The sequence below is a fragment of the Actinophytocola sp. genome (assembly GCF_035712165.1).
Classification (GTDB): domain Bacteria; phylum Actinomycetota; class Actinomycetes; order Mycobacteriales; family Pseudonocardiaceae; genus DASYTH01.
The window spans coordinates 1-11,899 of record NZ_DASTBH010000048.1 but is presented as its reverse complement, the minus strand read 5'-3'; the positions used below and the strand labels follow the sequence as shown (position 1 = coordinate 11,899).

Annotated in this window: 10 protein-coding genes; 6 read left to right on the top strand and 4 right to left on the bottom strand. The window is 70.4% G+C overall.

Going from position 1 to position 11,899, the window contains the following annotated elements; genetic code table 11:
* The 4 genes from VFO68_RS02390 to VFO68_RS02375 form a co-directional block, all read right to left on the bottom strand.
* A partial coding sequence (locus tag VFO68_RS02390) for a LysR substrate-binding domain-containing protein (RefSeq protein WP_325156455.1) occupies nucleotides 1-630 on the bottom strand: 630 nt, incomplete at its 3' end.
* Between the two features lie 240 nt (nucleotides 631-870).
* Nucleotides 871-3,081 carry a discoidin domain-containing protein gene (locus VFO68_RS02385; RefSeq protein WP_325156454.1) on the bottom strand — a complete coding sequence of 737 codons (2,211 nt, stop codon included), beginning with the start codon at nucleotides 3,079-3,081 and terminating at the stop codon, nucleotides 871-873.
* 186 nt (nucleotides 3,082-3,267) lie between these two features.
* Nucleotides 3,268-4,263: a LacI family DNA-binding transcriptional regulator gene (locus VFO68_RS02380; RefSeq protein WP_325156453.1), complete on the bottom strand. Its 996-nt coding sequence runs from the start codon at nucleotides 4,261-4,263 to the stop codon at nucleotides 3,268-3,270.
* Nucleotides 4,264-4,293: 30 nt separating this feature from the next.
* The gene (locus VFO68_RS02375) at nucleotides 4,294-5,523 is read right to left on the bottom strand and encodes an ROK family transcriptional regulator (protein WP_325156452.1); all 1,230 of its coding nucleotides are present in this window, start codon (nucleotides 5,521-5,523) and stop codon (nucleotides 4,294-4,296) included.
* Nucleotides 5,524-5,681: 158 nt separating this feature from the next.
* Here VFO68_RS02375 and VFO68_RS02370 point away from each other — a divergent pair, with 158 nt between their 5' ends.
* From VFO68_RS02370 to VFO68_RS02345, 6 genes are all read left to right on the top strand, one after another.
* Nucleotides 5,682-7,343, top strand: coding sequence for an ABC transporter substrate-binding protein (locus VFO68_RS02370; RefSeq protein ID WP_325156451.1), 1,662 nt, complete (start codon nucleotides 5,682-5,684; stop codon nucleotides 7,341-7,343).
* Complete coding sequence (locus VFO68_RS02365) at nucleotides 7,343-8,359, top strand: ABC transporter ATP-binding protein (protein ID WP_325156450.1); 1,017 nt, start codon at nucleotides 7,343-7,345, stop codon at nucleotides 8,357-8,359. The genes VFO68_RS02370 and VFO68_RS02365 overlap by 1 nt, the downstream gene beginning before the upstream one ends.
* A gap of 3 nt (nucleotides 8,360-8,362) precedes the next feature.
* The gene (locus VFO68_RS02360; RefSeq protein WP_325156449.1) at nucleotides 8,363-9,343 is read left to right on the top strand and encodes an ABC transporter permease; all 981 of its coding nucleotides are present in this window, start codon (nucleotides 8,363-8,365) and stop codon (nucleotides 9,341-9,343) included.
* 4 nt (nucleotides 9,344-9,347) lie between these two features.
* Nucleotides 9,348-10,298, top strand: coding sequence for an ABC transporter permease (locus VFO68_RS02355; protein WP_325156448.1), 951 nt, complete (start codon nucleotides 9,348-9,350; stop codon nucleotides 10,296-10,298).
* Nucleotides 10,295-11,284 (top strand): ABC transporter ATP-binding protein, encoded by a 990-nt coding sequence (locus VFO68_RS02350; RefSeq protein WP_325156447.1) that lies wholly within the window; start codon nucleotides 10,295-10,297, stop codon nucleotides 11,282-11,284. Before VFO68_RS02355 ends, VFO68_RS02350 begins: the two co-directional genes overlap by 4 nt.
* A 33-nt stretch (nucleotides 11,285-11,317) precedes the next feature.
* A partial coding sequence (locus tag VFO68_RS02345) for a family 1 glycosylhydrolase (RefSeq protein ID WP_325156456.1) occupies nucleotides 11,318-11,899 on the top strand: 582 nt, incomplete at its 3' end.

Here is an 11,899-nt window from a genome sequence, read left to right as displayed (position 1 = left end):
GCAGTGGCCGACGATCGCGTCCTGCACGGACGGGCCGGAGGCGCGGGTGTAGAGCACGAACGGCTCGCCGGCCAGCGCCCGCAGTGGCACCCGCACCCGCCTGGCCAGCGGATGGCCGGCGGGCAGCGCCACGACCAGCGGGTCGTGCGAGATCACCCGGGTGGCCAGTCCGGGCTCGCCGACCGGCAGCCGAAGCAGGCCGACATCGAGGTCGCCGTCGCGCAGCGCGGCGGCCTGCCGGAGCGTGGTCATGGTCTCCAGGCGCAGCGTCACCCGGGGGTGGGCGCGGCGGAACGCGTCGAGCAACCGCGGCAGCGCCTCGAACGTCGCGGACTGCACGAAACCCAGCCGCAGCGTGCCCAGCTCACCCCGGTCCGCGGTGCGCGCGTCGGCCACCGCCCGGTCCGCCCGCCGCATGATGTCCCGGGCCGCGCCGAGAAACACCTCCCCCGCCGGCGTGAGCCCGAACCGCCTGCGCACCCGGGTGAACAGCGCGACCCCGACGTCGTGCTCCAGGGCGGCGATCTGCCGGCTCAGCGACGGCTGGGTCAGGTGCAGCCGCGCCGCCGCCCGCCCCACGTGCAGTTCCTCTGCCGTCACCGCGAACGACCGCAGGTGTCGTAGCTCCATTCGTCCATCATGCCCACAGTGCATGAAATCCGGTACATAGTTGCATTGGACGTATGAACTTCGCCGACCTAACGTCGATGGTGCCGGCACGGAAACGTCCACACAGCACCGAATCGAGGGGTCATGCTCATTCCATCCACCGGAGTCGAGGCAACCCGCCGGCTCGCCCGGTCCGCACTGCCCGACGCCCCGGTCGAACCGGACCGGGGCGCCAGGCGTCGGATCAGCAGGGGGCTATGGCTACGGATAGTTCACCAGATAGACCACCTGCGTCGCGGTGTTCGCGGTGCCGCCGGTGTCGTTGATGACCCGGTTGATCGTGCCGACGCCGCCGAGCGAGACCGACACCAGGTCGTGGAACCGCACGTTCGGCGTGTTGGGCACCTCGAACGCGCGACTGGCCACCACGGCCGGGTTGACGTTGAAGAAGCAGTAGCTTCCGACGCCCCAGGCCTCGTGGCTGGTCACTGAGTTGGCCACCTTGTAGGAGGCCCAGCCCAGCGCGCCGCCGCCGCTGCTGCCCCAGGCCGCCTGGTTGGGCGGGTCGTAGGGCATCTCGTTCTGGAAGAAGTAGGTCCGCCCGCCGTTGCCGTTCCAGACCACGTTGAACTGCTGGTAGTGCTCGACGAACAGGCCGTACATCAGCACGTTGTTGCCGTTGACCACCAGGCCGTTGGCCGCGGTGTTCACCGTCCAGCCGACGCCGGCACCGTGGTCGCCGCGCCACAGCCACATGTGGTCGCCGATCACGTCGTTGCTGTTGATCCGCAGGCTGACCGTGGCCCGGCCGGCACCGGCGCCGCCGACCCGGAAGAACACGTCGTGCAGGGACGACGGGTTCGCACTGTGGCTGGCCGTCGAGCCGGCCGGACCCATCTCGACCAGCACCGGCGAGTTGACCGGACCGGCGTCGACCAGCAGGCCGGCCAGCTTCACACCGTCCACATCGGACACCGTGATGGCCGGCAGCCCGGTGTCCGGGATCAGCGTGGCCAACCCGAGGCCGAGCACGACGGTGTCCGCGCGGGTCACCCGGATCGTGTCGTTGAGGTGGTAGATCCCGGGCTGGAACAGCAGATGCCGCCCGGCGGCCAGCGCCGCGTTGATCGTCGCCGCGCTGTCCGACGGCCGCACGATGAAGAACTGCGACAGCGAGATCGACGTGCCGGCCGGGGTTCCGGCGCCCCACGAGGTGCCCCGGGCGTTCTGCCGGATGGCCGGCACGAACACGTTGTAGCTGCCCGAGCCGTCGACGTACAGGAACGGCTTCTCGCGGATCTTGGGCGTGTTGTCCACCACGGTGTGCGAGGGGTTCGGGAAGTTCTGGGCGGGGGTGCCGGTCGAGCCGACGAACACCATGTTCCACACCGACCCGTTCCAGCCACCGTTCAGCGCGCTGTTGCGGGTCAGGAACTGTTGCTGCGAACCGGAGACGACCACACCGTCCATTCGGGAGTCGGCGATCAGACCGCCGCTGGACCAGCCGTCGCCGCCGTTCCACAACTGCACCTGGCCGGACAGGTGCATCCGGCGGTACGGCGCGGCCTGCGACACCGCCCACCGCTCGATCTGGCCGCCGGGCAGGTGCACGAACATGTTCTCGGCCATGCGCCAGAAGTTCTGCGTCGCGTTGCCCAGGTTGTTCGGGTTGTCGCCCTGCTGCAACCAGTCCGCTTCGACCCGCACGTGCCCGTTGAGGTTGGTGTCGTCCGGGGACAGGCCGAGGCCCGCGACGTGGGTGTAGAACCGCAGGTCGATGTTGGCGGTGTAGGTGCCCGGCTTGAACAGCATCGCGTAGCGCTGGGTGCCGAACTGGTTGGTGCGCATCTGGCTGGCGATGGTGTTGGCGCGGTTCTGGATCTCGCCGGCCGGCGTGCTCGGGCTGAACACGAACGTGTTCGGGCCGAGGTCCGGGTTCAGCGGGTCGGTCGGTCGCACCGGGCCTGGTCCGGTGCCGCCGTCGTCGACGTTGACGGTGAGCTCGAACAAGGAGTAACCCCACTGGGTGGCCCGGGCGGAGCCGAGCATCCGCACGTAGCGGCCGGTGCCGACCACGTCCAGGCTCTGCGTGCCGCCGGTGCTGGTGGTGGTGGAGAAGATCGTGGTCCAGGTGCTGGCGTTGTCGGAGACCTGGAGCTGGTAGGCCCGCCCGTAGGCGGCCTCCCAGACCAGCCCGACCCGGCAGACCGGCCGCGAACTGCCGAGGTCGACCTGAATCCACTGCGGGTCACTGAACTGGCTCGACCAGCGGGTGCCGGCGTTGCCGTCGACCGCGTTGCCGGCCGGGAATCCGGCGTTCTCCACAGAGGACGCGGTGGCCGGCCGGTTCAGCGCGACGTTGACGGTTCCGCACGCGAGCGGTGCGGAGTGTGCGGTGGTGCTCGTGGTGATCAGACCCAGCAGCGTCACAGCCGCTGCCGCGAGCGCGGTGGAACGGGAATGGAATCTCATCGTTGAGGCCCATCGGAGAGGGTGCAGGGGAGCGAGGGCCGGAACCGGTTCCGGAACCGGTTCCGGAGCTCGTGTCAGGCATTTAACCGACCCGAATTCGGACCGTCAAGAAGCCCAGCTAGGCGGGTCCCGGTGGGCGACCCGGGAGACCAAAACCGCGTGGCCTGCTGACCGGCGCCGATCCGGTTACGCGGTGCTCTCGCGGATCACCAGCGAGGTGGGAACGATCAAGGGATCCTCCGGCAGGGTCTCCCCGGCCAGCCGGGACAGCAGCAGCGAGGCCGCCTTCTCCCCCATCTCCCGGGACGGCTGGCGCACCGTGGTCAGCGCCGGCCGGGTGTGCGCGGCCACCGGGATGTCGTCGAACCCGACCACCGCGACGTCGTCCGGCACCGTGCGGCCGGCTGCGCGCAGCGCGTCGAGGACCCCGACCGCGGTCAGGTCGTTGTGCGCGAACACCGCGTCGAACTCCGCCCCGGCCGCGAGCATCCGGCGCAGCGCCGCGTCCCCGCCCGTCCGGGTGAAGTCCCCCTCCACCTGCAGCCGCCGGTCGAACTCCACCCCGGCGTCGTCGAGGATGGTGCGGAACCCGTCGACCCGGTCCCGGGTGCAGCCGAACTCGGCCGGCCCGGTGATCATCGCGAGCCGCCGCCGGCCGGTGCCCAGCAGGTGCGCGGCCGCGTCCGAGGCGCCCTCGCGGTTGCTGGTGGCCACCGACGGAAAGCCCGGATGGTGGCCGCGGTCGTCGATCATGACCACCGGCAGGCCGTTCTCGTGCAACCGGGTGATGTAGCTCAGCGTGTCCGGCGGCTCGATCAGCAGCAGGCCGTCGAACGCGTTGGCCGACACGTGCCGGGCGAACTGGGTCAGCGAGTCGCCGCCCCGGTTCATCGTGTTGAGCAGCAGGCCGTAGCCCCGGGCCTCGAGCACGTCGGCGACCCCCTGCAGCACGTCGCCCATCCACGGCCAGGTCAGGCTCGGCACCAGCATCCCCACCGTCTGCGCCCGGCCCTTGGCCAGGCCCACCGCGCGGGCGCTCGGCGTGTACCCGGTCGCGGCGATCACCTCGCGCACCCGGATCGCTGTGCTGGCATCCACGTCGCCCTTGTTGTTCAGCACCCGCGACACCGTCGCCTTACTGACCCGCGCCCGCCGGGCCACCTCGGCGATGGTGACTCGCATAGATCCCGCCTCATGTGTGCTGACTGCCGATCAGGATAGTCGCGCGACACCGGCCGGGCGGAGGTCGCCGCCGGCCTCGAGCAGCGCGGCGACCGGGAGGGTGGCGGCGCCGACGGCGACCGCGTCCGGGCCGAGCACGCCGAGCTCGATGGAGGTCTTGTCGTAGGCGTGATGCAGGGCGTGGGCGGCGGTGGCGGACCGGATGTCGGGCAGCAGCCGGGTGCCCAGCGCCAGGCCGGCCCAGCCGCCGAGCACGATCCGCTCCGGGTTGAACAGGTTGACCAGGTTGGCGATCCCGGCGCCGAGGTAGCCGACGGTCTCCTCCAGGATCCGGGCCGCGGTGCGGGACCGGTCGGCGGCGGCCAGCAGGAAGTCCAGCTGGGACTGCTCGTCCGGCCGCGGGATGGCCCGGCCGCCCCGGGCCCGGCGGTACCGGTCCAGGATTCCCTCGGCGCCGACGTAGGCCTCCAGGCAGCCCCGGGAGCCGCACCGGCACGGGCGGTCGCCGTAGACCAGCGTCGTGTGCCCCCACTCCCCGGCGCTGCTGGTGACCCCGCGGTAGGTGCTGCCGTCGGTGACCACGGTGGCGCCCACCCCGGATCCGATCAGCGCGATGACCGCGTGGCGCGCGCCCCGGCCGGCGCCGAACCACATTTCCGCCTGGCCGAGGGTTTTGGCCCCGTTCTCCACGAACAGCGGCAGGTCCAGGCCCGCCGAGCCGAGCAGGTCGGCCAGCGGCACGCCGTCCCAGCCGATGGTCTGGGCGTGCACCCGCACCGTGCCGCCCTGCTCGACGGTGCCGGGCACGGCGAGGCCGACGCCGAGCACGTCGGTGTCCGCGACCGCCGCGGTGCGCAGGATCTCGCTCACTCCGGCGGCGATCTCGGCCGCGACCACGACCGGGTCCGGATGGGTGGTGGCCAGCGGCCGGTCGACCGTGGCCAGCCGGTCCATGGCCAGGTCGAACAACTCGATGGTCAGGCCGGTCTCCCCCATGTCGATGCCGATCACCCGGCGGTAGCCGGGATCGACCCGGAGCAGCACCCGCGGCCGCCCGCCGTCCGACTCGACGAACCCGGCCTCGACGATCAGCCGCTCGTCCACCAACTCGGCGGTGACGTTGCTGACCGTCGCGGCGGACAGGCCGGTGCGCTCGCCCAGCTCGAACCGGCTCAGCGGACCGTCGAAGAACAGGGTGGACAGCAACGTCGACCGGTTGCGACGGCGCAGGTCCTTGACGGTGGCGCGCTTCGGCTGCATGCGCAGATTCAACCAGGTCGGAGCTGGCGTCGCTGCCAGTTTCATCGGAACTTAGTTTTCTTCTTAAACTAAGACTTGACGTGACCCGGTTCACACCGGTTGACTCGGCTGCGGTCCAGACCTTTCTCTCCTCACCCCTGTTCCCGGAGGAGGAATCGATGCAGATTCGCCGTCTTGCCGCGATCGCGACCGCGGCCACTCTGGGTATCTCGCTGCTCACCGCCTGCGGCGGCGGGGGTGAAAACCCGCAGAACGCCGCGACCGACGTGCTCAACATCGGCATGCCGAACGGCCCACAGACCGAGAACCACAACCCGTTCCTGGGCACCTCGGCCGGCGCCTCGCTCGGCTACCGCCGGGTGATCTACGAGCCGCTGGTGATGACCAACGCGGTCCAGCCCGACCAGCCCGGCAAACCCTGGCTGGCGACCAAGTGGGAGTGGTCCCCCGACTTCAAGAAGCTCACGCTGACCATCCGGGACAACGTGAAGTTCTCCGACGGCAAGCCGATGACCGCCGCCGACGTGGCCTACACCTTCGAACTGCTGAAGAAGACCCCGGCGCTCAACATCGACGCGATCCCGTACGACACCGTCGCCGACAGCGGCAACCAGGTCACGGTCACCTTCACCAAGCCCCAGTTCGTCAACCAGGTCAAGATCCTGTCCACGTTCGTCGTGCCCGAGCACCTGTGGTCGCAGATCGCCGACCCGGCCAAGGACCCGGTCAAGCAACCGGTCGGCACCGGGCCGTACACGTTGAAGACCTTCACCCCGCAGACCACGACGCTCCTGCGGCGTGACGAGTACTGGCAGGACCTGCCCAAGATCAAGGAACTGCGGTACACCTCCTACACCGACAACAACGCGCAGACCACCGCCCTGGCCAACGGAACGGCCGAGTGGAGCTTCGTGTTCATCCCGAACTACAAGGCCGTCTACGTCGACAAGGACCCGGCCAACCACAAGATCTGGTTCCCCGCGATCCTCGGCATCCACGGCCTGTTCCTCAACACCGAGCGCGCGCCGTTCGACAACCCGGCGCTGCGCCGGGCGATGGCCATGGTGATCAACCGTGACGACATCTTCATGCAGGGCGAGGCCGGCTACTTCTACCCCAAGGTGGACAGCGTCACCGGCATCCCCACCCCGGCCGGCGACAAGTTCATCGCGCCCGAGTTCCAGGGCAAGAAGGTCACCGTCGACGTCGAGGGCGCCAAACGGGAACTGACCGGGGCCGGGTTCAAGCTCGACGGCGGCAAGCTCTCCGACCCGTCCGGAAAGCCGGTCACCATCACGCTGTCCAACCCGGCCGGCTGGTCGGACTACATCACCGACCTCGAGATCATCAAGGAGAACCTGGCCACCATCGGCATCGAGGCCAAGGTGGACAAGGCCAACCAGGACGTGTGGACCGAGAACATCGACACCGGCCAGTTCGAGGGCGCCATGCACTGGACCAACAACGGGGCCACGCCCTACGACATCTACCAGTCCGTGATGGACGGCAACCTCTACAAGCCGGTCGGCACCGCCGGGGTCAACGGGAACTGGGGCCGCTACCGCAACGCCGAGGCGACCGCGGCGCTCGACCAGTACGCCAACGCCACCGACGACGCGGCTCGCACCACCGCGATGAACCGGTTGCAGAAGATCATGACCGAGCAGATGCCGATGATCCCGACCTCCGCGGCCAACGGCGGCGGCGTGTACAGCACGAAGAACTGGGTCGGGTGGCCGGACGAGGCGAACCCCTACGCCCCGGCGCAGCCGACCCTGATCAACGCCGTGGACATCCTGCTCCGGCTCAAGCCGGCGTGATGATCGAGGCGGCCATGCCCGCCGCGTCCGGCGCCACCGAAGAGGTGGTGCTGGACGCGGCGGGACTGACCAAGCACTTCCCGGTCCGCCGGGGGGTTCGTGAGCTCTTCACCCGGACCCGGCGCGAGGTGCACGCGGTCGACGACGTGGACCTCGAACTGCGCCGCGGGCGGGTCACCGCGATGGTGGGCGAGTCCGGCTCGGGCAAGTCCACCGTGGCCCGGCTGCTCGCCCAGCTGCATCCGCGCACCTCCGGCGTGATCCGGCTGCACGGCCGGCCGGTCTCGGTGAAGGGCGGCCGGCGGTTCCGGGCCTACTGCCGGCGGGTGCAGCTGGTGTTCCAGGACCCGTTCTCCTCGCTCAACCCGGCGCACACCGTGCGCTACCACCTCACCCGGGCGCTGCACATCCACGGCCGGGCCGACGCGAAACCCGGCGACCTGCTGGCCCAGGTGCAGCTCACCCCGCCGGAGCGGTACCTGGAGAAGTTCCCGCACGAGCTGTCCGGCGGGCAGCGCCAGCGGGTGGCCATCGCCCGCGCCCTGGCCGCCCGGCCGGAGGTGCTGCTGGCCGACGAGCCGGTGTCCATGCTGGACGTCTCGATCCGGCTCGGTGTGCTGAACCTGTTGCGCGACCTGCGAAACCGGCTCGACCTGGCGATCCTCTACATCACCCACGACATCGCCTCGGCCCGCTACTTCGCCGACGAGATGCTGGTCATGTACGCCGGACGGGTGGTCGAGGGCGGGGACAGCGAGACCGTCACCCAGCGGGCCGCCCACCCCTACACCCGACTGCTGATCGACTCCGCGCCGGACCCGGACCGGGTCGCTGCGCCCACCGAGGAGGCCACCGGTGAGCCGCCGAGCCTGATCCACCCGCCGGCCGGGTGCCGGTTCCACCCCCGCTGCCCGCACGCGCTCGCGGTGTGCGAAACCGAGGTCCCGCCCCGGTTCGAGCTCACCGAGACCGGACACTGGACGGCGTGCTGGCTCTACCGGCCCGAGACCGGGTGAGCCATGGCCTACGTGCTGCGCCGGCTCGCCTTCTACGCGTTCACCGCGTGGGCCGCGGTCACGCTGAACTTCCTGATCCCCCGGCTGATGCCGGGCGACCCGGTGCTGTCGCTGATCAGCCGGGCCCAGGGCCAGTTGGACACCGACGCCATCGCGTCGCTGTACGTGCTGTTCGGGCTGGACAAGAGCCAGGGTCTGGTCGAGCAGTACCTCGCCTACTGGGGCCAACTGCTGCACGGCGACCTCGGGCTGTCCTTCACGTTCTTCCCCACCCCGGTGACCGAGGTGATCGGGGACAGCCTGCCCTGGACCCTCGCTCTGGTCGGTTTCACCACGGTGGTGGCCTTCCTGCTGGGCACCGGGCTCGGCATGCTGGCCGGCTGGCGGCGCGGATCGTGGACCGACGCCCTGCTGCCGGTCACCACGTTCCTGGCCTCGATCCCGTACTTCTGGCTCGGGCTGATCGCGATCACGCTGCTGGCCGGCCAGGGCGGGCCGTTCCCGGCAGGCGGCGGCTATGACCCCGGCGTGGTTCCGGGCTGGGACTGGGCGTTCATCGGCAGCGCGGTGTCGCACACCCTGCTGCCCGCGCTGACCATCCTGATCACCACGATGAGCGGCTGGGTGATCTCCATGCGGAACATGATGATCACGGTGACCGCCGAGGACTACATCACCGTCGCGCATGCCAAGGGGCTGCCCGAACGCCGGGTGATGCTCAGCTACGCCGCCCGCAACGCGCTGCTGCCCAACGTGTCCGGCTTCGCCCTGCAGTTGGGGCTGATCGTCGGCGGCACGCTGCTGGTGGAGATCGTGTTCTCCTATCCGGGGGTCGGCTACCAACTCTTCCAGGCGGTCGGCGCCAAGGACTACCCGTTGCTGCAGGGCATCTTCCTGATCCTGACGCTGTCCGTGCTGGCCGCCAACCTGCTCGCCGACCTGGTCTACATGCTGCTGGACCCCCGAACCCGCAGGGAGGGTTGAGGCGATGGCACTGCCCACGGTGGACATCACCTCGATCGCACCAGAGCCCGCCGGCGCCGTCCTCCCGCCATCACGGCGCCGGCGCCTGCGGTTCGTCGCCAACGGCAAGGTCATCGCCGGCCTGGCGATCCTGGGGTTCTTCGTGCTGCTCGCGGTGATCGGGCCGGTGATCGCGCCCTACGACCCGTCCGCGCGGAGCAACGACCTGGTGGCCGGGCCGTCCGGCGCGCACTGGCTGGGCACCACCCACCTCGGCCAGGACATCCTGAGCCAGATGCTGGTCGGCGCCCGCAGCGTGCTGTTCGTCGGCCTGCTCGCCGGGGTGATCGCCACCGTGCTCGCGGTCGTCATCGGGGTCACCTCCGGCTACTTCACCGGCGTGCTGGGTGAGCTGCTCTCCGTGCTGTCCAACGTGATCCTGGTGATCCCGGTGCTGCTGCTGGTGATCATGATCGGCACGATCATGGAGGAGGCGAACGACCTCACCATCGCCCTGGTGCTGGGCGCGACCACCTGGCCGTGGAGTGCCCGCGTGCTCCGCGCGCAGACGCTGTCCTTGCGCCGGCGCGACTTCGCCGAGGCGGCCCGGGCCGTCGGCGAGCCGAGCTGGCGGATCATCGGGTTCGAGCTGCTGCCGAACCTGACCGCGGTGATCGCCGCCCGGTTCGTCGACACCGTGATCTTCGCGGTGCTCGCCGAGATCGCCCTGGCGTTCATCGGGATCTCCGGGGTGTCCGAATGGAACTGGGGCACGATCCTGTTCTGGGCGCAGAGCCAGCAGGCCCTCGCGCAGGGCGCCTGGTGGTGGTTCGTCCCGGCGGGCCTGGCCATCGCCCTGCTCGGCACCGGCCTGGCGCTGCTCAACTTCGGCATCGACGAGTTCGTCAACCCCCGGCTGCGCAACGTGTCCGTGGGCCAGGTCGGGTTCACCCCGGTCGTACCGGAGAAGTCATGAACGCGCCGGTGCTGGAGATCAGCGGCCTGACCGTCGACTACGGGCTCGGCGAAAGCAACGTGCGGGCGGTGCGCTCGGTCGACCTCACCCTGCACCGCGGCGAGGTTCTCGGCCTGGCCGGGGAGAGCGGCAGCGGGAAGTCCACGCTGGCCTACGGCATGCTGCGGCTGCTCCCCCCGCCCGGTGTGATCCGCGCCGGGACGGTCACCTACCACCCGGAGGACGGCGCGCCGGTCGACGTCCTGACCCTGTCCGCCCAGGCGCTGCGCCGGTTGCGCTGGGCCGAGGTGTCGATCGTGTTCCAGGGCGCGATGAACTCGCTCAACCCGGTGCACACGGTGGCCGCGCAGCTCGGCGACGTGCTGGCCGCGCACCGGCCGGGCACCACCTCGGCCGGCCGCCGCCGGCGCGCCCGCGAACTGCTGGATCTGGTGGGGATCAGCGCCGACCGGCTGGACGCCTACCCGCACCAGCTCTCCGGCGGCATGCGGCAGCGGGTGATGATCGCGATGGCGATGGCGCTGGAGCCGCGCGTGGTGGTGCTGGACGAGCCGACCACCGCGCTGGACGTGGTGGTGCAGCGGCAGATCCTGGCCCAGCTGCGCGAGCTGCGGGAGCGTGTCGGGTTCTCGGTGCTGTTCATCACCCACGACCTGTCCCTGCTGGTGGAGTTCGCCGACCGGATCGCGATCATGTACGGCGGCCGGATCGTCGAGGTCGCGCCGGCCGCCGAGCTGTACCGGCAGTCGCTGCACCCGTACAGCACCGGGCTGCTCAGCTCGTTCCCGGCGCCGCGCGGACCCCGCCGGGAGCACTTCGGGATTCCCGGCTCCCCACCCGACCTGCGCGCCATGCCGACCGGATGTGCGTTCCACCCGCGCTGCCCGCGCGTGTTCGACCCGTGCGCGGCGTCGGTTCCGGCGCTGACCAGCCCCGCGCGGCAGGAGGGGGCGGACCGGACCGTCGCGTGCTGGCTGCACACATGAGCGTGTCGTAATGTCGACATGGAGGAGGATGGGATCTTGGACACGACAGCTGCACTGGCGGGGGCCCAGACCGAAGGCGATCTGATCGCGAGCCTGCCGGCGTCGTTCCGGTGGGGGGTGGCCACGTCGGCCTACCAGATCGAGGGCGCGGTGACCGAGGACGGTCGCGGACCGTCCATCTGGGACACCTACTGCCGGGTGCCGGGCGCGATCGACGGTGGCGACACCGGCGACGTCGCGTGCGACCACTACCACCGGATGCCCCAGGACGTGGCGCTGATGCGCGAGCTGGACATCGACACCTACCGGTTCTCGGTGGCCTGGCCACGCGTCCAGCCCGGCGGCAAGGGCCCGGTGAACGCCGCCGGGATGGCGTTCTACGACCGGCTGGTCGACGAGCTGCTCGGCGCCGGCATCGATCCGTGGGTCACGCTCTACCACTGGGACCTGCCGCAGGAGCTGGAGGACGCCGGCGGGTGGCCGGCCCGGGACACCGCCTACCGGCTGGCCGACTACGCCGGGCTGGTGTTCGACGCCCTCGGCGACCGGGTGTCCACCTGGACGACGCTCAACGAGCCGTGGTGCTCGGCCATGCTGGGCTACTACATCGGCCGG

Excerpts from the sequence above, each read along its gene's own strand:
- VFO68_RS02355 (WP_325156448.1), top strand. The coding sequence starts at position 9,348 with ATGGCACTGCCCACGGTGGACATCACCTCGATCGCACCAGAGCCCGCC.
- VFO68_RS02370 (WP_325156451.1), top strand. The coding sequence starts at position 5,682 with ATGCAGATTCGCCGTCTTGCCGCGATCGCGACCGCGGCCACTCTGGGT.
- VFO68_RS02375 (WP_325156452.1), bottom strand. The coding sequence starts at position 5,523 with ATGCAGCCGAAGCGCGCCACCGTCAAGGACCTGCGCCGTCGCAACCGG.
- VFO68_RS02365 (WP_325156450.1), top strand. The coding sequence starts at position 7,343 with ATGATCGAGGCGGCCATGCCCGCCGCGTCCGGCGCCACCGAAGAGGTG.
- VFO68_RS02380 (WP_325156453.1), bottom strand. The coding sequence starts at position 4,263 with ATGCGAGTCACCATCGCCGAGGTGGCCCGGCGGGCGCGGGTCAGTAAG.
- VFO68_RS02360 (WP_325156449.1), top strand. The coding sequence starts at position 8,363 with ATGGCCTACGTGCTGCGCCGGCTCGCCTTCTACGCGTTCACCGCGTGG.
- VFO68_RS02385 (WP_325156454.1), bottom strand. The coding sequence starts at position 3,081 with ATGAGATTCCATTCCCGTTCCACCGCGCTCGCGGCAGCGGCTGTGACG.
- VFO68_RS02350 (WP_325156447.1), top strand. The coding sequence starts at position 10,295 with ATGAACGCGCCGGTGCTGGAGATCAGCGGCCTGACCGTCGACTACGGG.